The organism is Leucothrix arctica, assembly GCF_003172895.1.
Lineage (GTDB): Bacteria > Pseudomonadota > Gammaproteobacteria > Thiotrichales > Thiotrichaceae > Leucothrix > Leucothrix arctica.
This window is the reverse complement of the sequence record NZ_QGKL01000029.1, coordinates 292,074-315,368: the sequence shown is the minus strand read 5'-3', so window position 1 is coordinate 315,368 and position 23,295 is coordinate 292,074. Positions and strand designations below refer to the sequence as shown.

The following is a 23,295-nucleotide window of genomic DNA, read 5'->3' as shown; positions in this document are numbered from 1 at the left end:
CGTTACACTATCGGTGTCGCATACTGTTTTATGTGAGTTGTGCCACCGAGTAAGCTCAGTATCTGGTTTTGCGCAGAAAGTAAAAGTAACTGCCGTTCTTCATCACTTTGAATACTTTTTGCGATGGCTACGGCACCGACCATGGTTGCCAAAATAACGCGCGATGTTTCTTTAGCACCTTCAGATGATCTAACGTTAGGTACTTGCCTAAGTTTTCTAAGCGCTTTAATGCGAGTTTCTAGTAATTTAAGAATGCTGTGATACGACTTTTCATAAACATTCTTAATCTCGTCGCTGTCGTTACCAATTTCATTGAATAAAATATTTTCAGGAGAAGGGTCACCTTGAGTTGATCTTGTTCTCAAATTGGTTAGGTTGTTCACAAGTTCCATCAAGTGGTTGATTGAAAACGGTGATTTCGCTAAACGGTTAGTACGGTTACGCTTGAGTACATTGACTAGTGACGTTTTGTAGAGTGCTTCTTTCGACTCAAAATGAGCGTAAAAAGCACCGTGTGTCATGCGCGCTAATTTCATCACTTGGCTTATGGATACTTTCTCATAGCCAAATTGACAGAATAGCTGAGATGCAGACTCTAAAATCCGTTCTTTAGACTGTTTTTTATGGTGTTTTGTATATGACATAGTGAGGACTCAGATTTACGCTTATGCATTATAACAAAATATCGTATTATCTTGATCATATTTTGAGAGTGGCTACACTTTTTATTAAATTGATATAAACACTTAGGTACATCATGAAGTCAGATATTGTTATTACAGGTATGGGTGCAATCACACCTCTTGGTTGCGGCGTTGAGAAAGTTTGGGATCGTTTGATTGCTGGCGAAAGCGGTATTAAATTATTTGAACAGCTTAAAGAAGACGGCAGCCCTGTGTACATGGCGGGTATGGTTCCAAGCATTGCAGATGATCCTGAAGCAGGTTTGGATGCAGAGTCGATCGTACCTAAGAAAGATCTAAAGAAGATGGATCGTTTTTCGTTGTACGCAATGGCGGCAGCAAAAGAAGCGCTTGAGCAAGCTAATTGGTACCCTGAGTCTGACGAAGACAAGATGAACACAGCGACTATTATTGGTTCTGGTATCGGTGGTTTCCCAACGATTACTAACGCTCAGCGTACAATGGAAGCTAAAGGCTTCAGACGTCTTTCTCCATTCGTTGTACCGTGCTTCCTAGCTAACCTTGCGGCTGGTAACGTATCTATTAAATACGGTTTCCGTGGCCCAATGGGTTGCCCTGTGACAGCCTGTGCGGCAGGTGTTCAAGCGATTGGTGATGGTGCTCGTATCCTTAAGAGTGGCGAAGCTAAGGTTGCGCTAGTGGGTGGTGCTGAAGCCTGTGTTGATCCATTAGCATTGGCTAGCTTTAATGCAATGAAGGCGTTGTCTCATAACCACGAAGATCCTAAAGGCGCTTCACGTCCTTTCGATAAAGATCGCGATGGTTTCGTTATGGGTGAAGGTGCTGGTCTGCTTGTTATCGAAACGAGAGAGCACGCTGAAGCACGTGGCGCTAAGATCCTAGCGGTACTAAGCGGTTACGGCACAAGCTGTGATGCTCACCATATTTCATCGGGCCCAGATGATGGTGCAGGTGGCGCACAAGCGATGCGTGCAGCGCTAAAGCAGTCTGGTCTTGAAGCATCTGACATTGGCTACGTGAACGCTCATGCAACATCAACGCCTGTTGGTGACCGTGCTGAGGTTGCTGGTTTACGTTCTGTATTTGGTGAGAATGTTGCTAATACGCCGATTTCATCAACTAAGTCTTCAACAGGTCACCTGCTGGGTGCTGCGGGTGGTATCGAGACTATCTTCACTATCCAAGCGTTGCAGAAAGGTATTTTGCCGCCAACAATCAACTTGTCAGAGCCTGATGAGAACTTCGAAGGTTTAAACCTTATTCCAAATGTTCCTCAGAAAGCTGACATCAAACATGCGCTATGTAATGGCCTTGGTTTTGGTGGTGTTAATGCAGCGGTTGTTGTTAGTAAAGCCTAATACTTTACTAAGGTACGATCACAAAAAAGCCCCTACTGCTTGGTTGCAGTAGGGGCTTTTGTTTTATTTATGTTCGATGTTATGGCTGAAATTCATTAATTTACTTAGTCTCTCTCAGCGAATAGTCCTTAGTTTATTTTGAGCCATTAGTTCCATTTTGGTTAGTTTAGCTCTTCATAATATTTTCTAAATTGTGTTTTTATTATTGTTTTTTAGCTCAAAGTTATATTGACTTGGTTGTTTTTTATATTTTTCGTTAATAATCTATTAACCACTGCCTCTCTATTATATCCATAATATAGGTGATTTAGATCGATGATTCATAAACTTTAAGAAGCTAACAGGTTGTTTATAATTGGCTGATAAAAGCGTGAAGTTGAAAAATGAATGAATTGCTTGCAACCAAATCATAAAAACAACTATTGGGCTTGCGAAATGAACGTAAGAAACATAAGACCGCTGATTAATCAGTTAATATTGTTTTCGACACTACTATTAGCAAGTCATTCTGCTTTCTCGGCAGGTCCTACATTTGTCTGTGATGGGACGGCATATCCTACATTTGGTAGTAACCCCACTACGTTACAGCAGATGGATAAAACTACACTTGCTGTGACAGATATTGCAACGGTAGATCCGAGCGGTACCATCAATGCAACGGGTTATAATATTCTTGATAACTATATCTATGGTTTACAAGGGTCAAACTTCTACCGGTTATCCGCAGATGGAACTTATGAAATATTAGGGCAGCCTACAGGTGTAGGGACTGCCACAGGTGTTACTTGGGCTATTGGCGTTAATTATGCCGGTACAATGGATGCTAGTGGTAACTGGTATGGACATGACACTGACTATGTTTATATCGTTAGTATCGGAAGTAACCCTGCAGCCGGCAGCTTAACATTTGAACGTTTGGCTCGTTCAGGCACCTTTACAGGAAAAGTTGCTGACTTAGCGTTTAACCCGCTAGATGGAAACTTGTATGGCATGAGCGGAGGTAACTTAAGAAAGATTACTGCCGCTGGTGTTGGAAGTACTGTGACCACGGCAGGTGTAGGCCTTTCTGGAAGTGCCGGCGGTGCATGGTCCACGTCTAGCGGAACACTATATTTTTATAATAATGGTTCAGGCCTGCTTTATAGTGTTGACATGACACAGGCTACACCGCTTGTTGCGTTTGTGGGAAATGTTCCAAGTAATGGAACGTTTGATGCGACAGCATGCACGCCTGCGGTACTTTCAAAGTCAGTGAGTGAAGAGTCTGTGAGTATTGGTGAAGCATTCACCTATACTTTTACACTGATCAACCCATTATCAACTCCGCTTACCGTCGACTTTGAAGATAATATTCCTGCGGGGCTAAATTTTGTATTAGGTACGTTGTCGACAACAACGCCAGGCGGTGGAACAGTTTCTACCTATACTACAGACTCGCTGCTTATTGATGATATTGTTATACCATCAGGTCTGTCCCCAGCTAATGAGGTAACCTTTACCGTTCAAGCGGTGGCGAATGATGTGTCCGCGTTGACCTCTGTGGCCAATCAAGCTGAAATCACTTACGGCGCTAACACGTCTTATAGTAATGACCCTGACACTTCCGATATTGATGATCCAACAGTTGTTTCAATCCACCCCAATGATTGGGGTGATGCACCGACTAATATGCAAAGCATCGATGATGATCTTGATGACACTTATGGCGATGCTTGGCACACACTGTACGACACAATTTATTTGGGTAGTTTGATTGACTCAGAGACAGGTAGTCAAAATACAGGTCTAGATGCCGATGGCGATGATATGGATGGCTCAGATGATGATGATGGTGTTGTATTTCCAGTAGTCGGCACTACGTCAGTGCTACGTGTTGATCGGGTTAATACCATCACTGTCACGGCATCGGTGGATGGTTACTTAAATGCTTGGATCGATTGGAACCAGGATGGTGACTGGGATGATTCAGGTGAGCAAGTAGCGACGAATACAGCGCTGACGGCTGGTAGTAATGCGATTACCGTGACACCGAGTATTTACTCTCCTCATGGTGAGACGTATAGCCGCTTCCGATTTACAAGTGAGTCTGTGGCCACACCTTCAGCACTTGGTGGAATGGATGATGGTGAGGTAGAGGATTATACCGTTCACCTGATGTTGCCCCCACCCAGTGATGATGCGTGTTCGTCTGTTATTTTAAATACAGGCTTTGAAGCTTCACCCAACCCTTCGACATTTATTCAACCTGCCGAAGACTTGGTCGAAGGCTGGGCAACTATTCCGGATAGCCCAACATCTAGTAATAGTTTTGCTCGACGTAATGCCATTGAGCTCTGGAAGACGGGGTTCCTAGGTGTGCCATCTTATGATGGGACTTATTTTGCCGAACTTAATGCGTATGTACCTGGCATGCTTTATCAAGATGTTGAACTCATACCAGGTTCAAATTATACATGGAGCTTTGCACATCGTGCTCGCTCTGGAAGCAATACTCTTAATGTCTTAATGGGCCACCCTGATTCGATGGTCTTACAAGGTACGTATACCAGTGATACAAGCGCATGGAAGGTTTATACCGGGACTTATGTTGTGCCCGCAGGGCAACACATTACTCGATTTGGTTTTCAAGCGGTGGGCTCGTCAAGTACGGGAAACTTTCTAGATGCAGCAAAGATACCGGGTGGTTGTGACTTTGGAGATGCGCCCGATACGTATGGCACAACGGATGCTACCAACGGTGCGCATCATATTTCCAATAGCTTGCTGTACTTAGGTAATGTGATTGGTGATTCTGAAATTGATGGCCAACCAACGGTGGCAGCCGATGGTGATAACATTGAAGGTGGCAACGATGAAGATGGTGTCAGTGTTATTAGTGAGTTAACGACGAATGACCGTACTTACTCTGTTGATGTCGTGGTGACTAACCAAACGGGAAATAATGCACGACTGATTGCATGGCTTGATTTTGACGGTAGTGGTACCTTTGATGCAGATGAAGCCGCGCTTCGTACCATTGTAACAGGTGTGACAGCGAGTACGGTGACAGTGAGCTGGTCAGCTATTCCTGCTGATATTCAAGCTGGTCAAAGCTATATCCGAGTACGTTTAACCACAGAATCTATTTCAACGCTTGAACCAACAGGTCTTAAAGAGGATGGTGAGGTTGAGGATTATCCAATTATGATTGTAGGGACGACAGTGAGTGGGCGTGTCTATATTGATGTGAACAGTAATGCGAGTGAAGACTCAGGAGAGTCAGGCATTGGTGGTACTGTCGTGGTGTTACGTGACACGAATACAGGTGTGTGTCGTAGTGTGTTGACTTCGGGTAGTGGTGACTACAGCTTCAATGGTGTTGTGGATGGTGATTACGAAATCTATCAAGCACACGGAGAAACAACACCAGTGCCACAGAGTTGTGGTACGACGTCGGCAAATAACCCAACGGGGTACCAATCAACAACGGATGATGTTTTGACGATTACTGTGGTAGGTGTTGATGTGACTGACCAAGACTTTGGCGAGGTCGCGGGTGCTTATGGTTCGTCAGGCTATTCTGGCTTTGGTATTACGTTTGAACCTAACCATCAGAGTGAAATACTCCCCGGTAATGTGACTTTCTATGCGCATGTGTTTACAAGTGAAGCGGATGGTGATGTGAGTTTTGATACTGTGGCGAGTGGTAATATTGCCACGGGATGGTCACATATTGCTTATCAAGACAGTGATTGTAGTGGTTCGTTAGATGCTGTTGAGGCCGCAGCACTGAATGCTGATGTTGCGAGCTTTAGTGTCACGGCAGGGAGTCGTATTTGTATTATCAATAAAGTCTACTCCCCCGCTAATGCGCCCGCGCAAGATCGTTATTTAGTTGAGACGACGGCAACATTTAGTTTCAGTAACGGCACGTTAGCAAACGAAACATTGACCACTCAAGATCTGACGATTGTGTCGCAGTCTGATGAAGCATCAGGGCTAGAGTTGAGAAAAACGGTTGAGAATACGGCACAAAATACAGCAGAAACGGAAAGCATGAATCAAGCTAAATCAGGTGATACGTTAAAATATCGTATTTATTACCGCAATACAGGTACAGGGCCTATCTATGACTTAGTGGTCAACGACAGCGTGCCTGCTTATACCAGCCTAGTGGGTAGTAGTGCTTCATGTGATAGTACGCCTGCGAGCCTAGTTAATTGTGTTCCGACTGAAAATAGTAGTGGTGCTATCGATTGGAACTTTGTTGGGGTGCTTAACGGTGGAGAAAGTGGCAGTGTGAGTTATGAAGTGACTGTTGATAATTAAACTTAGCTAAATGATGGACTGCAGGCAGTGTGATATTGGCATTAATGATCGTAGGGCTTTTTTATAACATCGCAAAGTGAGTTCCGCAGTATACTGCTACTTGTTTTTCGGTTTGAAATAGAAAAGGAATGCTAGTGTGATAGAAGCGATAAGCCTTTATTTAAAGAAAATCCCTTTAATTGCAGGATACGAACAAGAACTCGCTTCAGTTATCGCTTTTGTCTCTGTTATTTGTATTGCAGTGCTTGTCCATTTGACGACGAAAGGGATTGCTATTCGTTTGGCTAGCGCTCTGATCAAGCTGATTAAAAACAGCCAAGAGGATATGTATAAGTCTCGTCTCATTTTGAGCAAACTGACCTATCTAACGCCCGCAGCGATTATTTATTATTACACGCCAAGTGCGCTTGCCCTTTATCCCGCGGTGTCAGACGTCATAACAATCATTGCCTTAGTGGCTATGGTTATCATTGTGACGTTGATACTGAATGTGTTGATCGATACTTTTGCCGAGGTATATAAAACGTGGGAAGTGTCGAAGCGGATGCCGCTCACTAGCTTTATTCAGTTGGCGAGAATATTGCTCTTTTTTCTATGTGGCATTGCAGTGGTATCGGTTATTCTAAATGAGTCTCCTGCCAAGCTTTTTGCTGGTTTGGGAGCGATGACAGCCGTGCTGATGTTGGTGTTTAAAGATCCTATTATGGGGTTTGCCGCAGGTATTCAACTGAGTTCAAACAGCATGGTTGCACCTGGTGACTGTGTGGAAATGCCAAAATATGGTGTTGACGGTGACATCATGGAGATCGGACTTACGACGGTAAAAGTGCGTAACTTCGACAAAACGATTACTACCGTACCGACTCAAGCGTTAATTGAGGACTCGTTTAAAAACTGGCGGGGTATGCAAGAGACCGGTGGTAGACGAATTAAACGTGCTGTTTGTATCAATCTAAATAGTGTTCGTTTTTGTACTAAGGAAGATCTTGAGCGGTTTGGAAGTATCCAATACATCAGTGAATATATTGAGGAAAAGCACAAAGAAATTGCAGAGTATAATACGGCTCAGAAGGTCAATTTAGAGAGCTTGGCTAATGGCCGCCGCATGACCAATATTGGTGTTTTTCGTAATTACATCGAAGCTTATTTGCAGCACCACCCTAAAATACATAAGCACCTGACAATTTTAGTAAGGCAGTTAAACCCTACTAAAAATGGCCTGCCAGTTGAGATTTATGCGTTTACCAATGACACCAACTGGAAGCGTTATGAAAGTATCCAGTCGGATATTTTTGATCATATTTTGGCCGTGGCGACTGAGTTTGATTTGACGGTGTTTCAGAATCCTAGTGGAGCTGATTTTAATAGTTTTAAGTAAATACAGTGTGTATAGAAAAAAGTAATTTTTTAGTTTAAGAAAAGGCCCTAACTACTAATGCAGAAGGGCCTTTACATTTATTTTGACGTACTACGGTCAACAGTGACAAGCTTACCCATTACAACTGGAAGTTTACTAGAGTAGTTGTATGCTTTACCGCTAGTGTGATCAATTACCGCACCTATGCCACCACCTACAAGAATGTTTCCGTACATGCCCGCACCAGCTCTTGATATTGCTTGAAGCTTGCCTTCTGGGTGGCCTTGTTTTTTACAGTTAACCATCAAGTTACCAGAAGCTTTGTGCACACTGACTGTATTTGGTGTTGTTACTTCCCACTGACCTTTTTCATTTTGCAAAGTACATTTAGCATCTGAAACAGCTTGGCCAGCTACTGTTTTAGTTGTTACTTCTACTGGCTGCATTGCATCAGTAGTTAATGATGCACAACCAGATAGAGTAAGAATGCAAAGTAAAGAGGCAGGTACTGCGTATTTCATATCGTAACCTTAATTGAAAATTAATCATTTAAAATGAGACAAAGTATCATTTTATTTGTTTTTTTTATATACTTTTAGTTATTATTTTATTTGTTTGGTTTTCTCTCTGGTAAATATATTGATCAATATTGAGAGTACTTGGTTTAAGTGCTCATAACCCGCTTTGTTAAGGTGAAGCCAGTCATGGCTGTATTGCGGGTCTATTTTGTTATTCTCGCCAAGCAGTAACTCATAACTATCAAATATCACTGTGTTGTCAGACTGCTGCGTTTTGATGAAGTCGTTGATACGGCTTATACCATCAATAATTGGTGGCTCTGTCGTACCCAGCGCCTGTCTAGCGATTGATACGTCACCGAGTGGGAAAACAGTACTCAGAATAACCTGTGCACCCAGTGCATGACTCTTCTCAAGCAGCGCTGTTATGTTGCTTTTACAAGCCTCTATGATCTGCTCTTTTCTATCAGGAAAGAGAGGGATCATTTTTAAGTCATTCACACATACTTGAATCAAGATAGTTTTGGGTTTGTGTGGCGCGACATGTGTATCAAATCTACCGAGTATTTGTACTGAGGTTTGGTTTCCAATCGCTCTGTTTACAAACTCTTGCCCAGTGTTCTTTGGAAACGGCCAGCTCAATGCGCGTGAGTCGCCATAAAACATAACGCTGTTCGTGGCCTCGGGCGCACTAGTTGATGGGTAGTAGCTAAGCTCTAGTGGGTCGAGTTTTACCGCGTGTAAGGGCAGGAATGCTTTCTTGTAGAAAAAGTAATTCAGCACTACAGACACTGCGAGTAAGCCGACAAGTGCGGTGACGAATAAGTATTTTAGTTTCATGTGTGTAAAGTGCTCTTTTTATACTTTGGCGATGATATGTCTAGCTGAGATGCCCCTAATATATGGCGTGTGGGAGGCTGATTACAGGGTAACGGTAAAGTTGTACAGAGCAAGTTATGTTGTCTTCGACGCAAAAGCACATTTTCTGTGTTTTAATAGTTAAAAGTGACACCCCTCTACTTTTTGGCATTTTTAGTAATCATATTCAGGAGCAATTTAAATTTGAATTTTTTGCCACAAACCAAACTTGATATAATAATTTACTTAGCCCTGTTTTTAGTTTTATTAAATATCTTATTTGTTTTCTCAAATTATTATAAAAATCGTCTTACAGGTACTAGCTTTTTTGAGGCAATACATCATTGTTTAGCTAAAGGAGATTACAAAAAGGCATTGGCAATTTGTAAAAAGCTACATAAAAAAAGACCTCATGACCCTAATGTATTGCTTATGACTGCTGTCACATATTTTCGTGCCGGTAAAAAACAAGAATCTAAGAAAATTTTTGAAAAACTTGTATTAAAAGATCCTTCATTTAAAACTGAAGCCGATAAATATTTGAACACGTTGAATGATAAAACATAACAAGTTACATCATCGGAAAATCAACTCACTGGCGCTCGTCGTTTTCCGCTGTGTAAGGCGTTCGCGGTTACGTTTCACCGAGGAGTAAAGTTGAGTTCTGAATGGGATGAAATATTAAAAGATGAGTTTGGTGACTATGCGTCTGAGGAGCATGAGGACCGTTGGCTTGGTGTTACCAAGGATCTTGAAAGAGGTGATCCTGTTGAGGGTGTTGTATTAGCTCACTCTACTTTTGGTGTATGGGTAGACATAGGACTTGGGTTTCCAGCGCTAATAGAAATTATTCACATAGTAAACATGACGCCTGAGAAATATCGAAAAGATGATTATTATCCTCCAGGATCAAAAATTGAAGCGATGATAAGAAGCTGTACCACTAGAGGTCATCAAATACGTTTGGAGCAGATAGCAAATGACTAGGCATTGGGAAGCGCTAACAAGCGGCATCAATCGCTCTTTGTGCCGAACGCATTATGTGGAAATACTATGCATCGCAAACTAGCAATAAAGCAGATCGCAATTCATGCTATGAGGGCAGTCTCACGGCATAAGAGGAATGATGTAGTTGAGTGTGAGTTCTTGTCCGGCTATGAGCCGAGGGACAAAGATATACAGCATTACCCACCTGCGCTCCAAGAGGAGTTGTGTGCAGGAGAGCAAAAGTATGAGTCATCACACTCTATATACGACCCAATTATCATTGATAATATTGAGCGCTCGTATGTTGGTGCTAAGAATGAATTCATTCTTCAGAAGATACAAGAAATCAGGCTTGAAAAAACCGCTATCGAAGGTGAACCAGAATCCCTGTTTGCGTGCCCATGTTGCCGCTACTTAACACTACCAGAGGAAAATGCATATGATATCTGTAGTGTATGTTTTTGGGAGGATGATGGTGCGATCAAAGATGAAGATTATAGTGGGCCAAATCACAAAACTCTAAAGGAAGGGCGTGAAAACTTTTCCAAATTAGGTGCATGTGATGAAAAATCAAAACAGCATGTAGAGGCAGAGGGTATTTACAAGTACCACCGAAAATGGGTTTACTGAAATTAGTTATAAGGCTTTGTTGTAATAAGAAGAGGTAAGAATGGCAATTAGTAAAATTATGTTGAGGACTAGTTGTATATTATCCATAGCAACCGCTTTCATATTTGTTATGAGTTACTGTAAAGAACAACCAATTGCTTCAATAGGTGAACCTCTTTATCCGTTTACTCCTCAATCATGGATTACACCTAGTAACTTGGGATTGCTTCTTGATGAACGTCCAGAAAAAGCTAATACATATCAAGTTCAATTAATTAGGTTATATAGTGCAGTAATGGAGTTAGAGCATAGGGAGGCTCTAGAGTTATCCTCGGAAATGGTTGATTATTATATTGGGTCAAAAGTTGAACCAGTTGATGGTTTGCGACCTTACTTAGTGCGAGGAGTATCTGATAATCCTGGAATGGGGAGAATTGCAGGTGCTTGGTTGGAAGATAAGCAAGAGTTTTTGGTTGTTTTTCGCTCGCTTGGTAAAGGAGGTGAATGGTTCGATTTTGTGCCTTTAGTTGTTTATTTACCTGAGGAACCAAAGAAAGTTTGGGTGACTGTTGGTGGGGCTCTTTAGTAAGCTTTAAATCGGTAATTTTGAAAGTTGGTTTTTCATTATTTGATCAATGTTGAGAGTGCTGGTTTAGGAGGTCATAGCTCGTTAATTGCGGATCAATTGACCTGTATCAGTTTTGATCAACCAACTTTTCCCAAGCTGGTCTGATGCCACAAGGTTTTCCAGTTTTAGATCATCATTTTGCATAAGTTCATGAGACCGAAAAAAATGCATTCTACATGAGTAAATAGAAGCTGCTTTTATTTGGTCATGACTGATTCTATGCCAAGCTCCTAGCTTCCCTTTGATCAAGACCAAAGGGCTTGTTTTGTCTCTTATGACCCTACTTTCAAGAATGCTAACTATTTTGTTACCGTCATTACTTATGTAGTGGCTATATTTGTTAGGGAAATAACTGTCTCTCTTGGGGTTATAGGTAGCAGGATAAATGCCTTTAGTTTCCCATAGTTTGGTCATCCGACCGTCTTTGGCAACGTCATAGACAATTGCTATGGCATCGGTAATTCGGTTAAAGTCGTTACCTTGTTTTATCCACTTTGCTGGGTACATTTCCAATAAGTAATTCCCGTTTTGAGAAAGGACTCTTTCTATTGGGTAATCATTGATTTCTGTGGAGGTGAAAGGTTTTTTGTAGCAAGCGTAAGCAGTGTTGATGCTAAGTATGATTAGGGTGAACGAGGTTATAATCTGATTCATGTTTGCACCTAGCTAGTAAAAGTTAACCTGCTTGTGGGGTATAGCTTATACCTTTTGGTTCTAGTGAAAGTTTTTAAACGCTTTACTGAGCCAGAACAACCTCAACCAACTGACGCACCGAGTTAGACAAATAAACCCGATCAGCACCAAGCAAATCTTCCTTAGTCAGGCTTTTCTCAATCACTGAGTATTGCTCCCCAGAGATCAGCGTATCTCGCATCACACCCGGCAAAGCCCCATCCTCAATACGTGGCGTATAAAATACCCCATCTGTTTCCAAATAAACATTATGTCGGCTAGCTTCCGCTAACATGCCATATTGATTAAAAAACAGCACATCATAAAGCCCTTGTTGCTCACCCTCGGAAAACGCCTGATTGTAAATTGCTCGGTTAGTCGTCTTATGGCGGCGAAATAAACTATCAGCATCGATGGTATATGAGCTAATGCCAACGTGAGGTAGCACCTTGCTTGTCACTGCTGGCATAGCTTCGCTACTAACAGTTACCTCACCAAGATAATTCATCAATAAGCGAACCTTTAAGTCTCGCGAAGTATCGACACTAGACAAGTGCTGTTTAACAGCCTGCTCAACATATTGTTTATCAAAAGCAAAGCCGAAAGCAGATGCACTATTCTCTAGGCGCTCAAGGTGACGTTCAAACCGCAAGCTCTCACCTAGCTTGGCGTCATAAAGAAATGTCTCAATCAGTTTAAACTGCTCATTCAAACCTGTAATAAAACTCGCTTTCAGCTTGCTCTCTTCCCATTCTTCAAGCACATCACTTTCGTGAATAATGCCACCACCAATCCCTAAAGTGCCGACCTTACTGTCTTTAGGAAAGCTAATGGTACGAATAGGTACGTTAAACGAGAAGTCGTTCTCAGGTGTAATAAACCCAATCGCGCCGGTGTAAATATCACGCGGAGTAGACTCAAGCTCATGGATGATTTCCATGGTACGAATCTTTGGCGCACCGGTAATAGAGCCACAAGGAAACAGTCCTTTAACGATATCAATAAAAGGAATCTCAAGGTCCACTTCACCTTGAATGCTAGAGATCATTTGGTGCAGTGTTTTATAGGTTTGAATCTCAAATAACTTACTGACTTTCATCGTGCCAATTTTGGCTAAGCGTCCGATGTCATTTCGCATCAGATCAACAATCATCAGGTTTTCAGAGCGCTGTTTCTTGTCCTCAGCCATCTCTTTTAATATGGCCTTATCATCAGCCTCAGTTTCACCACGAGGCGCAGTTCCTTTCATGGGCTTAGCAGAAAGGACTTCACCTTTTTTACGCACAAATAGTTCGGGTGATAACGACAAAATGGAGCGTTCGGGTAAGTGCATTAAACAAGAAAACGCAACGGGCTGACGTTCGCGCAGCGCTTGATACAACCCGTTAATACTACCGTCCAATTCAAAGTTAACACGGTAGGTTTGATTCACTTGATACGTATCACCCGCAGTGATGTAGTCATGTATTTTAGATTGTTTTTGAGTGTATTCGGCTTGAGTGTCAGTAGGCTTCCAGTCCCTTATATAGGGAGGAGACTCGGGCAATGCTTTAAGCGCTGCGGTGACAGCAGCTGCATCAATAACCGTTGTTTTCTCAAACGCATAAAACTGGAGGAGAGGTTGATCTTTTGGGACAGATTTTAAGAACTTATGTAGCTTCTTTGAGAGTGCGTAACCCGCTTCATAACTGATGTAACCAGCAAGGTAATAACCTTGTTTTCGAGCATCATCAATCTCAGCAAGTGCAGTAAGGAGTGATGCTTGATCAGTCGCAACGATTTCTTTTATAGGATTGCTAAATAGCCACGCGGGTTCGTCTGCGTAGGCAGGCAGGGTATTTTCAAACAGTATGAAAGGTTGCGTGTGTTGGAGCGTATCCGAGAGTTGAGTCATGATGTCAGGCTACAAAGAGAAACTTACAGGGTAAGTTGTTACCCCAGCGGGAAAGGTTGAATCCTCCCGCTATTGATTGGGGTAGTCAAGTAGCTTTATGACGAGCTATCAGTCAAATGAGATTTGTTTAGCAGGATTAGTCGTCGGCTTAATAACAACCGTACCAGAAAGCTTATCGTGCCAGCCTTGTTTGCGCTTATCCCAAGCGATCCAGAAGAAACCTAGACCTAATGGAATACCCGACAAAATGTATGCGAAATAACGACCAACAAGCTGGCCTTTAGATGGTTTACCACCTGTTTTAGCATCAACAATCTTCGCACTGAATATCATCTTTCCAGGTGTTGATGATTTATAAAACCAAAAACCAATAAAGAAAGCGACAGGTAGACCAAAAGAAATTATCCAATATGACGCTGAGAACATTAATTCAGGGTTAGTTCCATCCATAGCGCCAGTACCCAATACCAAAAATAACAGCGGGTAGACGATTAACATCAACAAGATAGAGTCAATAATATAAGCCGCTGTACGTGCCCAAAACCCTACATATTGAAGAGGTAGACTGTTGGTTTTCGACTGTAAGTCAGCAGTGGGTGATTGGTAGGGATTATTCATATTTTACTCCATTATAATTATTTTCAGACAAGTGTAGCTATAAAGTGATTAATATCAACCGTTATAAAGTTTTTTAAAGAAATTTTAATTCACGTTAAATTTATCTAAGCTTTGCTACTGTAAAAACTAAATAAGTGACTGAACGTTATTCGGGGGATTTACAAATGACTAAAAAGCTAGTTTTCGCTACAACCGCTGTTGCAATCGTTGCTGAAATTGCCATGGTGTTTTACACAATTCACTAGTCATCGAATGTTAAGATGAGCGCCCTTGTTATTAAATCGGGTGCTATCCATGGATGATCTTCGTCGTTCGATGCTAAACACTTACACTGCTCAACCTTTAGACCGTGTCTCGCATGGTCGGCAGAATACTGCTTGGTTAGGTGCTCAATACCAACATCCGCAAGCAAGCTATCTTGTGTTAAATGACCAAGACGTTGTTACCGTGGATGAACAGGTACTTGCGCTAAATCAAAATCAGTTCCAATTATTGAAGCGCGTTCAAGCTGTTAGCCTGTTAGGGATTCACAAAGCCGGTAAAGATAAAGGTAGCCCTGTCTTTGTTCTCAACGTTGCTGATGTTGAAACTGAGCTTGCCGCACTAAAAAACACGCCTGACTTTCAGAGCAAGACCCTAGGGGTTATTAGTCTGAGAGAGATTAGTCATCAGTTAGGCGTTAACACCGCCGCGATGTACTCCTACGCAAAGCTACTCAACCACTGGCAGTTAACCACACGTTTTTGTGTAGCGTGTGGCAGTGGGCTTACTCACCAGCAAGGTGGTTTGAGTCAACAGTGTAGTAATGAAGAATGTGCTCGTATCGAGTTTCCACGCATCAACCCTGCCGTGATTATGCGTATCACTAATGGCGATAAAATATTGCTTGCGCGTCAAGAGAGTTGGCCAGAGCGTCGTTTCTCAGTACTTGCAGGTTTTGTTGAGTTGGGCGAGCCACTAGAGAGCGCAGTGCAGCGCGAAGTTATGGAAGAGGTTGGTTTAGCGGTAGATAATATTCAATATCACTCCTCACAACCGTGGCCATATCCTAACTCCTATATGTTGGGCTATACCGCTGAAGCGTCGACCTTTGACGTCGAGCTGGAGCAGGATGATATTACCCAAGCAGTCTGGTTGACCGCAGAAGAGCTTCGTGAAAAGAACCTCGCAGGTGAGATTTTAACGCCACCTAACTTATCAATCTCTTATCGTTTAATAGATGATTGGTTTGAGCAACAAACGGGTGTTACGCTAGCCAGTATTCAGCCTGAAGAGCCTTGGTTTGTCGCTGAGGAATAGGCATTTACGCCGATTATAGAGAGATGGTTATGGAATTAGCAGTATTTGATTTAGATGGTACTTTGCTCAACGGTAAGCAGCAGTTGAGTGACTACACGCGTGAAACGTTGTTGCTCATGCAGCACAATAATATTCCTTACACGCTTGCAACAGGCCGTACCTTGCATGCTGCTCAAGAATGTATTGAGGGCGCTCATTTCCCGTTACTTCATGTCTATAACAACGGTGTGGTCATTTGGTGTCCTGAAACGACACGGTATACACATCATAATAGTCTGAACCATAAAGAAATTGAGGTTGTGTTAAACGCCTTTGCTAAGCAGCCAATTTCACCCTTTATTTTTGCAGTCGAGCCAGACGGCACTCACTCCGTGTATATGGGTGAGTTAGAAACGGAAAACTGTAAGTTCTACGGTGATAAGTTTGATGCGCGTAAAGGGTTGGCGGTAAAGCCTTTAGAGAGTTTGCATGAAGGTGTGAAGATCACTAATGTTAATGCTCTGGGTGATGAGCAGGTTATTGCCCAGTTGTGTGCTGAGATTCGTACAGCCCCAGAGTTAGTGGTTTATAACGGTGGCGATATGTACACCGCGGGCTATCACTGGATGGATCTTCATCACCACAGTTCATCCAAAGGTGAGGCCGTCCAAACACTTAAGGCAAGCTTAGGGTTTGATAAGGTGGTTTGCTTTGGTGACAGCGATAATGACTTTAGTATGTTTCAAATGGCGGATGAAGCGTATGCCACCGCCAATGCTCTGGATGAGCTAAAGGCGATGGCGACAGGCGTCATTGGTCATCACGAAGAAGACGGCGTTGCACGATTCCTTCGTCAGCGTTACTCGCTGTAAGTTAGCTAGCGCTAGTTAGCCACTGTTCTATGTAGTCAGCGGACGCCTTTGGGTGTTCCTGCGGGAACATGTGGCTACCTTTCAAAACATGGTAATCCATCTCTGCCTTTTTGCATAAACGCTCAGCAAAAGGTAGCTGGGAAAACTCACTCTCTTCAGCAGAAATATAAATCCCTCTAACCGCTAGTGGTTTTTTATAACGCCATAAGTTATCAGGCGCGTTTCGGAATAGGGCAAGCTCAGTGTCTAATGGAAAGGCTAAAGTAAACCCTCCATCTTTGTGTGGTACAAAGCCGTGCTCAACGTAGGATGAAAATGAGTCGTCTTGAATATTTCTCAACAGCCTAGAGTAGTGTAGTTCATTAATCTCTTCTAGCGACTTGAAGTGCGTTTTACGGTGTTTACTTTGTTTTGCTGGCGTGACTAAGTCGCTCAGTCCAAGCTTCTTTAATATCCACCACGGTATATTCTGCAAGCCATTGATCGCGGGTGCATCCAGCACAACTATTTGGCTAAACAATTCTGGGTATTTGCGTGCGACTAAGTAAGTCAGTAAACCACCTGCTGAGTGTCCAATGCCAATCACTGGTTCGCTGTGACGACTCCGAATTTCATCTGCTAGCTCTTCAATTAAGTGTGGCCAGTTATTGGTAATTGGGTACTTTGGATTCATCCCAATCTTTTCAATAAAGTCGATAGTGTAATCGTACTTTTCTAACTCATTAAAAAAAGGTTGGTAGCTACGGCTGGGAAAACCGATGGCATGGGCGAAAAAAATATTGTTCATAAAATTAGCCTAATTGCCTTTAAATGTATTTCCAGCATATATAAATAACCGTTAACCATCAATCATCAGATATTAATGAAGCCTCCAGGGCTACATGTGATTGTCATGTCCAATCGTTATTGAGGCTCTTCGAGTAAGATGATCTTTGGCACGTTTTCTGCATATATATTTACAAGGATAACTATTTAGGGCCACCTAGGCTGTTATTTAGTGTGTTAAGTCCACTTAGCTGCTTATTTATGGGGTGTCGCCATCTAGCAGTAGCACAGATCTAGTGCATCTATCACACGGATTGTGAGTGATTTAGTGGAGAAGGACTTAGAGGTTTATAAGTTTTGAGGTGATAGCAAAACTTATGGAGCGATAGGGAGAATGAGCCGTAATTAATAAAAAAATGTTGTCGCTAACGCTGCTCAAACAAGAAAATTGGAGATGGCTACTGTAATAAATAAAGGCGATTTGTCACCGCTTAAAATATTCTAAAGTAGTCATCTTCATGCTCATAATTACCCGATTTACAGGCATCAAAAAGCCATGCTAAAAAACATGGCTTCTTATCGAACGCTGACGTGTATTACTTGCGGTCTAGCTTTTCTAGTGTCTCTAGCTGTATGGCAACTGCACCAGCTGCTTCTTCACCTTTTTTATACATATGCTTAATGTATGTTTCGTTGTGGAAGTCTGTTTCTTGGTACTGGTGAGGTGTCAGTGATACTGAAAACACGGGAACACCCGTTGTCATTTGTGCACTCATCAAGCCGTCAACGACTGCTGATGCAACAAAGTCATGTCGGTATACACCACCGTCAACAACCCAAGCGGCAGCAACGATTGCATCAATATCTTTTTCTTCTGCAATACGTTTTGCTAGGAATGGCATTTCGAATGCGCCGGGCACATCAAATACTTCAATATTTTTCTCGTCGAAACCAAGCGCTACCGCCTGAGCTTTAAAGCCTTCATAGGCCTGATCAACGATTTCTGAGTGCCAACGTGCACGAATGAATGCGATTTTACTGTTTTGAATAGACATTGTTTAAATCCTTAAGTTAAATTTAAACAGGGCAGAACAACGCGCGGCGTTCGTAGTCCCGACTTTTTACAGACGCGACTAACCGCTAGAAGTGATTCTCTCTCATCCGGACTATGACCGTCGGCTCTGGAATTTAACCAGATCTGCTGACCCAAGGAAAACCTTGGCGCTCGCGGGCTTGTACAGGAGTACTTACCGCCGGTGGGGAATTACACCCCGCCCTGAGAACAATTTAATGTTACTACAGAGATAATTAATTTAGCAATGCCTAATCTGACTTGATGGTCAGCCAACCGCTAGCCAAACACCAACGCCCATCATGAGTGTGCCTGCGACACGGTTAAGTATACGGACATTGCCACTTTTCTCTAGGAAGCGTCGAAGTGTACGGCCACCTGTAGCGTAGATAAGGAGGCAGCTGAACTCTAGGGTTAAAATAAGTGAAATTAGCACAACGAGCTGAGGCGTAAGCGGCAGGTTTGTATTTACAAAAGGAGGCAGTAATGAGATGAAAAATGCCCATCCTTTAGGGTTGGCGATTGCTGTGGTGAATCCTTGAATGATGAGTTCGGTGCGAGATGATGCCTGTTGGCTTTCAAAGTTCTCGCCAATCGCCATTTTACCGCGCGATAGCCACATTTGTACGCCTATGTAAAACAGGTAAGCGCCACCGATGAACTTGAAGGTTGTGAATACTTGAGGGTAGGTGACGATAACCGCCGCTACGCCAATAACGGCAAGTATTGCAACGAGACCCACGCCCACTAGCTCGCCTAGCATCATCCATAGTGCACGTTTTACGCCAATGGTCATGCCCATAGTCATGGCTAGTGTCATGCACATACCTGGTGTGATTGAGACAAAGAAAAAGGTCGGAATAAAAATCACTAGTAAGGATAAGTCGATCATTTTAATAACAGTAAGGGGGACAGAAATGGCTATTAAATCGGAAACTATTGCTTATGTCTTTAAAAAGTGTGAGGCTCATCGCCTAAGTAGTATTGAATAGATTTAAAGCTGGTATAGCTTGATGGGAGTGGAAAGTGGATATTTTTTTAGTTGGCGGCGCAGTACGAGATAAGTTGTTAGGGATCTCTGTTAAAGACCGTGACTGGGTGGTGGTTGGAACAAGTCCTAAGCGGATGTTGGAGAAAGGTTATCGCTCTGTCGGTAAGGACTTTCCTGTGTTCCTGCATCCTGAATCTCATGAAGAATATGCACTAGCTCGCACTGAGCGTAAAACCAAAGCGGGCTATCACGGGTTTGAATTTGATACTGCGGAGTGCGTGACGCTTGAGCAAGATTTGGCGCGTCGTGACTTAACCATTAATGCCATCGCTGAAGATGCGGAGGGTGGCTTAATTGACCCTTATGATGGTCAGGCAGATATTAAAAATCGCGTGTTAAGGCATGTGTCATCAGCATTCGCTGAAGACCCTGTGCGTATCCTACGTATTGCTCGTTTTTTGGCGCGTTTCCATAAACTTGGTTTCACTATTGCAGATGAAACACTCACGCTAATGACAGACATGGTCGCTGCAGGCGAGGTTGATGCATTAGTGCCTGAGCGCGTGTGGCAAGAGACTCAAAAAGCACTGACAGAAGATCACCCTGAAGAGTTTTTCCAAGCATTACGCAGTTGTGGTGCATTAAAGGTATTATTCCCAGAAATTGACCGTTTGTTTGGTGTGCCGCAAGTGAAGGAATACCATCCTGAAGTTGATACGGGCATTCATGTGATGATGGTTGTTCATCAATGCTGCTTGTTGACTGATGACCCAGTGACACGCTTTGCTGCGTTAACACATGACTTGGGTAAAGGCATAACGCCGGCGGACATATTGCCGCATCACTATGGGCATGAAGAGTCAGGTGTGCCATTAGTGACTGAGCTGTGCCAGCGATTGAAAGTACCGACTGAATATCGCCAACTTGCTGAGTTAACCTGTCGTTATCACACACATGTGCACCGTGCATTTGATGTGAAACCAAAGACGCTACTGAAAACGATTATGGCAGCAGATGCTTATCGTAAACCCGAGCGTTTCAAGCAGTTCTTACTGGCATGTAAGGCTGATAGTCGTGGACGTCCAACGTTTGAAGACCGCGCTTATTTGCAGGCCGACTTTTATACGAAGTTGATGGAAGCGACGAGTGTTGTACCTGTTAAGCCGATTTTGGATGCAGGGTTTACGGGTGCGGATGTGAAAGAACAGCTGAGACTTGTGCGACTTAGGGTGATCAGTGAAATTAAGCGTGAGAGCAAAGGGCCTGAGGGCATTTATTGAGATGCGCTAACGCATACTTGTTCTGCAAGACAGCAATGGGCTAATGAACGTATTCTCCGCTATAATCTCGACACACTGAAAATTGGGAAACCCTCTAATGATTGAATCCACGAATCCGCAAGCAGACACTCAGCAAAAGAAAGAATGGCCAACAGTCTTTAACACTGCGAATGAGTGGTTAGAAACACAGTCTGTTGATACACGCATTGAGTGGGCGTTAGAGAACTTGCCACGTGACCATGTGTTGTCTTCTAGCTTTGGCATTCAATCAGCGGTGATGTTGCATCTAATGACGAGGCATTTGCCTGATATTCCAGTGTTGTTGTTTGATACTGGCTACTTATTTCCAGAAACGTATCGCTTTGTCGATGAAATGAAAGAGCGCCTAAATCTGAACCTGCAAGTGTTTAGTGCTGATATGACACCCGCTTGGCAAGAAGCACGTTTTGGTGAGTTATGGGAGCAGGGTGAAGACGGGTTGAAAAAATATAACCGCATCAATAAAGTTGAGCCGATGTTACGAGCGATGACTAAAGTCGCTGCTGGTACATGGTATAGCGGCTTACGTCGTTCACAGTCGGAGTCGCGTTCTGAGCGTAAACTCCTTGAGTTTCAAACAGGCCGTGTGAAGTTTCATCCTATTGTCGATTGGTCAAACCGTGATGTGCACTTGTATCTTAAGGAACATGATTTACCGTATCACCCGCTATGGGAGCAAGGTTATGTGAGTGTTGGTGATACACACACCACACGTAAGTTTGTAGAAGGGATGCGTGAGGAAGATACGCGTTTTAATGGTGTTACTCGAGAGTGTGGCTTACACCTAGATGAAAGTTAGCTCATACCCTTTCACTTTTATAGTATTGCTAGCAAAAAAGGCAGCTTAAGAAAGCTGCCTTTTTTAGTGAGTCTACTTACGCTGGATCTTCGTAGAAGATGTAAGAAGTAGAATAGTCACTGAATTCGAAGTAAACTTTCTTTTCGCCAGAATCAGCTTTACCGTTTAAGTTAGCGTCAAGAACGCCATAGCCGTAGCGGTAAGGGCGATCAACTTCTGACGTTGTTCCAGCAGCTGTTGATAGTTTGTCTATTTTCATGAAACGCTTAGCAAGCTTGTCGCCTGCGTAGATTTCAAGTATACCGTTAGTACCTGTCCAGTTGTTGATTGAACGGCTCAGGCGATTTTGTGTTTCTTGCGTACAAGCCGCTAGTAGCGTGCTTAACGCAACTAATAAAATGATTTTGCGTAACATTTTTTCTCCTATAGGTTTCAATAATGACTCAGAGTAATCAGACTATACTTTACTACGTTCACGACCCAATGTGCAGTTGGTGTTGGGGCTTTGTGCCTACGTGGGAAAGAATTTTACACAAACTACCTAAGCATATTGAGGTTCGTTATGTAATGGGTGGTTTAGCACCAGATTCAACAGCGCCAATGCCTAAAGAAATGCAGAAATCGTTACAAGGTACTTGGAAAGATATTCAGAAGCGCATTCCGGGTACAGAATTCAACTTTGACTTCTGGAAAAAATGCCACCCACGTCGTTCTACTTACCCTTCATGTCGCGCGGTACTTGCGGCAAAAAGTCAGAACCCAGATAAAGAAAAGCCGATGATTCGTGCTATCCAAGAAGCGTATTATTTGAACGCGAGAAATCCGTCAGACGATGCTACGTTAGTTGAGATTGCAGGTGAGTTGGGTCTGAATGAAGTGTACTTTGAGAAAGACTTGAACAGCGCGCACACGAATAAAGCACTGAAAGCGGAAATGCGCTTGAGCGCTGAAATCGGCGCTCAAGGCTTTCCTAGTTTGATACTACATACTTCTAAAGGGTATAAGTCTATCCCGCTAGATTACAACCAAGCTAAAGCGACACTAAAAGCACTGGGCGTTTAGTAAGGACGCTCACCGATATAATTACCCGGTGGGTTGTAGTTACACACCCAAAGCTGTGACTTATCACTACATTGTTGGTAAGCACAGCCGACCTCTGTGGTCTCTCTCCATACTATCTGTGTGTAGTGGCCACATTGTTCGCCGGCTTTACAGCCGTTAGTATTGTAGTTGTAAAACGGCTTTTCATCGGCCCAATCTTTTACAACACGATCAATAGTAATGTTTTGAACTTCTTTCAAACCGTCAGACCACACTCTTGGGCTTGCCCACCATAAGTTTTCACCGTGTACTTGGTTAAACTTCCCGCCATTGTGTGGACGATGACGCATTTTACAATTGTTAGTGTTTGCTAACTGATCAGCCCATTCCTGAGCATAAGCCGCCAAACTATCTGACCAACGCATCGGGTTAAGCCCGTGCGCTGTTCTGACTTTGTTGTGTGCTGCAACACTATTAGCAAACCGACTACGATTAGAAATTGCGCCTAAGGCTGTTGCTTCTTTGTGTCCATGTGCATCTGGAGCAGTGTGTCTAACAACTTCTTTTTGGTTGCTATTTCCACCACCGCAAGCCACAAGTAATACAGCGGCCGCTAAACTAATAGCGACCTTTTTGGTGTTTTTCCAAGACATTATTATTTTCCTATTAAATTCAGAAAACAAATC

General features: G+C 43.0%; 23 protein-coding genes and 1 riboswitch. Of the genes, 12 read left to right on the top strand and 11 right to left on the bottom strand.

Annotated features, from left to right (window positions below; translation table 11 throughout):
* Nucleotides 1–2: 2 nt before the first annotated feature.
* On the bottom strand, nt 3–644 hold the full coding sequence (locus tag DKT75_RS10550; protein WP_109823383.1) for a TetR/AcrR family transcriptional regulator: 642 nt from the start codon (nt 642–644) through the stop codon (nt 3–5).
* 113 nt (nt 645–757) lie between these two features.
* Between DKT75_RS10550 and fabF the strand changes: the two genes are divergently transcribed.
* The 3 genes from fabF to DKT75_RS10535 all read left to right on the top strand — a co-directional run bounded on the left by fabF (nt 758) and on the right by DKT75_RS10535 (nt 7,709).
* Complete coding sequence (gene fabF, locus DKT75_RS10545; RefSeq protein ID WP_109823382.1) at nt 758–2,023, top strand: beta-ketoacyl-ACP synthase II; 1,266 nt, start codon at nt 758–760, stop codon at nt 2,021–2,023.
* A 435-nt stretch (nt 2,024–2,458) separates the two neighbouring features.
* Nucleotides 2,459–6,331 carry a GEVED domain-containing protein gene (locus tag DKT75_RS10540; RefSeq protein WP_158278839.1) on the top strand — a complete coding sequence of 1,291 codons (3,873 nt, stop codon included), beginning with the start codon at nt 2,459–2,461 and terminating at the stop codon, nt 6,329–6,331.
* 136 nt (nt 6,332–6,467) lie between these two features.
* Nucleotides 6,468–7,709: a mechanosensitive ion channel family protein gene (locus DKT75_RS10535; protein WP_211665349.1), complete on the top strand. Its 1,242-nt coding sequence runs from the start codon at nt 6,468–6,470 to the stop codon at nt 7,707–7,709.
* A 77-nt stretch (nt 7,710–7,786) separates the two neighbouring features.
* Here the strand turns inward: DKT75_RS10535 and DKT75_RS10530 are convergent, their stop codons facing one another.
* Together DKT75_RS10530 and DKT75_RS10525 are read right to left on the bottom strand one after the other, a co-directional pair.
* Complete coding sequence (locus DKT75_RS10530) at nt 7,787–8,209, bottom strand: hypothetical protein (RefSeq protein WP_211665347.1); 423 nt, start codon at nt 8,207–8,209, stop codon at nt 7,787–7,789.
* 81 nt (nt 8,210–8,290) lie between these two features.
* Nucleotides 8,291–9,046, bottom strand: a complete 756-nt coding sequence (locus DKT75_RS10525; RefSeq protein ID WP_109823380.1) for an SGNH/GDSL hydrolase family protein — start codon at nt 9,044–9,046, stop codon at nt 8,291–8,293.
* A 222-nt stretch (nt 9,047–9,268) separates the two neighbouring features.
* Here DKT75_RS10525 and DKT75_RS10520 point away from each other — a divergent pair, with 222 nt between their 5' ends.
* From DKT75_RS10520 to DKT75_RS10505, 4 genes are all read left to right on the top strand, one after another.
* Nucleotides 9,269–9,631: a tetratricopeptide repeat protein gene (locus tag DKT75_RS10520; protein ID WP_158278838.1), complete on the top strand. Its 363-nt coding sequence runs from the start codon at nt 9,269–9,271 to the stop codon at nt 9,629–9,631.
* A 90-nt stretch (nt 9,632–9,721) separates the two neighbouring features.
* A complete protein-coding gene (locus tag DKT75_RS10515) occupies nt 9,722–10,051 on the top strand; it encodes a S1 domain-containing protein (protein ID WP_109823378.1) in 330 nt (109 codons plus the stop codon).
* A gap of 66 nt (nt 10,052–10,117) precedes the next feature.
* Nucleotides 10,118–10,681, top strand: coding sequence for a CPCC family cysteine-rich protein (locus tag DKT75_RS10510; protein ID WP_211665346.1), 564 nt, complete (start codon nt 10,118–10,120; stop codon nt 10,679–10,681).
* Nucleotides 10,682–10,721: 40 nt separating this feature from the next.
* Entirely contained in the window at nt 10,722–11,246 is a 525-nt protein-coding gene (locus DKT75_RS10505) for a hypothetical protein (RefSeq protein ID WP_109823377.1), read from the top strand.
* Between the two features lie 84 nt (nt 11,247–11,330).
* Here DKT75_RS10505 and DKT75_RS10500 read toward each other — a convergent pair whose 3' ends face one another.
* From DKT75_RS10500 to DKT75_RS10490, 3 genes are all read right to left on the bottom strand, one after another.
* Nucleotides 11,331–11,942, bottom strand: a complete 612-nt coding sequence (locus DKT75_RS10500) for a hypothetical protein (RefSeq protein WP_109823376.1) — start codon at nt 11,940–11,942, stop codon at nt 11,331–11,333.
* An 82-nt stretch (nt 11,943–12,024) separates the two neighbouring features.
* A complete protein-coding gene (gene pabB, locus DKT75_RS10495) occupies nt 12,025–13,854 on the bottom strand; it encodes an aminodeoxychorismate synthase component I (RefSeq protein WP_109823375.1) in 1,830 nt (609 codons plus the stop codon).
* 108 nt (nt 13,855–13,962) lie between these two features.
* A complete protein-coding gene (locus DKT75_RS10490; protein WP_109823374.1) occupies nt 13,963–14,472 on the bottom strand; it encodes an RDD family protein in 510 nt (169 codons plus the stop codon).
* Between the two features lie 294 nt (nt 14,473–14,766).
* Between DKT75_RS10490 and nudC the strand changes: the two genes are divergently transcribed.
* The gene (nudC, locus tag DKT75_RS10485; protein WP_109823373.1) at nt 14,767–15,771 is read left to right on the top strand and encodes an NAD(+) diphosphatase; all 1,005 of its coding nucleotides are present in this window, start codon (nt 14,767–14,769) and stop codon (nt 15,769–15,771) included.
* Nucleotides 15,772–15,800: 29 nt separating this feature from the next.
* Nucleotides 15,801–16,622 carry an HAD-IIB family hydrolase gene (locus DKT75_RS10480; RefSeq protein WP_158278837.1) on the top strand — a complete coding sequence of 274 codons (822 nt, stop codon included), beginning with the start codon at nt 15,801–15,803 and terminating at the stop codon, nt 16,620–16,622.
* A gap of 1 nt (nt 16,623) precedes the next feature.
* On the opposite strand, the gene DKT75_RS10475 is transcribed toward DKT75_RS10480, so the two are convergent.
* From DKT75_RS10475 to DKT75_RS10465, 3 genes are all read right to left on the bottom strand, one after another.
* Nucleotides 16,624–17,409, bottom strand: a complete 786-nt coding sequence (locus tag DKT75_RS10475) for an alpha/beta fold hydrolase (protein ID WP_109823371.1) — start codon at nt 17,407–17,409, stop codon at nt 16,624–16,626.
* Nucleotides 17,410–17,983: 574 nt separating this feature from the next.
* Nucleotides 17,984–18,442: a 6,7-dimethyl-8-ribityllumazine synthase gene (locus DKT75_RS10470; RefSeq protein ID WP_170310670.1), complete on the bottom strand. Its 459-nt coding sequence runs from the start codon at nt 18,440–18,442 to the stop codon at nt 17,984–17,986.
* Between the two features lie 90 nt (nt 18,443–18,532).
* Nucleotides 18,533–18,675, bottom strand: a riboswitch (FMN riboswitch).
* Nucleotides 18,676–18,727: 52 nt separating this feature from the next.
* Nucleotides 18,728–19,351: a LysE family translocator gene (locus DKT75_RS10465; RefSeq protein ID WP_109823370.1), complete on the bottom strand. Its 624-nt coding sequence runs from the start codon at nt 19,349–19,351 to the stop codon at nt 18,728–18,730.
* Nucleotides 19,352–19,485: 134 nt separating this feature from the next.
* On the opposite strand from DKT75_RS10465, the gene DKT75_RS10460 reads away from it, so the two are divergent.
* Entirely contained in the window at nt 19,486–20,730 is a 1,245-nt protein-coding gene (locus DKT75_RS10460) for a multifunctional CCA addition/repair protein (protein WP_109823369.1), read from the top strand.
* A gap of 97 nt (nt 20,731–20,827) precedes the next feature.
* Nucleotides 20,828–21,568 carry a phosphoadenylyl-sulfate reductase gene (locus DKT75_RS10455; RefSeq protein WP_109823368.1) on the top strand — a complete coding sequence of 247 codons (741 nt, stop codon included), beginning with the start codon at nt 20,828–20,830 and terminating at the stop codon, nt 21,566–21,568.
* A 76-nt stretch (nt 21,569–21,644) separates the two neighbouring features.
* Here DKT75_RS10455 and DKT75_RS10450 read toward each other — a convergent pair whose 3' ends face one another.
* The gene (locus tag DKT75_RS10450) at nt 21,645–21,983 is read right to left on the bottom strand and encodes a hypothetical protein (protein ID WP_109823367.1); all 339 of its coding nucleotides are present in this window, start codon (nt 21,981–21,983) and stop codon (nt 21,645–21,647) included.
* Between the two features lie 23 nt (nt 21,984–22,006).
* Here DKT75_RS10450 and DKT75_RS10445 point away from each other — a divergent pair, with 23 nt between their 5' ends.
* Nucleotides 22,007–22,630, top strand: coding sequence for a DsbA family protein (locus DKT75_RS10445; RefSeq protein ID WP_109823366.1), 624 nt, complete (start codon nt 22,007–22,009; stop codon nt 22,628–22,630).
* On the opposite strand, the gene DKT75_RS10440 is transcribed toward DKT75_RS10445, so the two are convergent.
* Nucleotides 22,627–23,262, bottom strand: a complete 636-nt coding sequence (locus DKT75_RS10440) for a CAP domain-containing protein (RefSeq protein WP_109823365.1) — start codon at nt 23,260–23,262, stop codon at nt 22,627–22,629. The genes DKT75_RS10445 and DKT75_RS10440 overlap by 4 nt on opposite strands.
* Between the last annotated feature and the right edge of the window lie 33 nt (nt 23,263–23,295).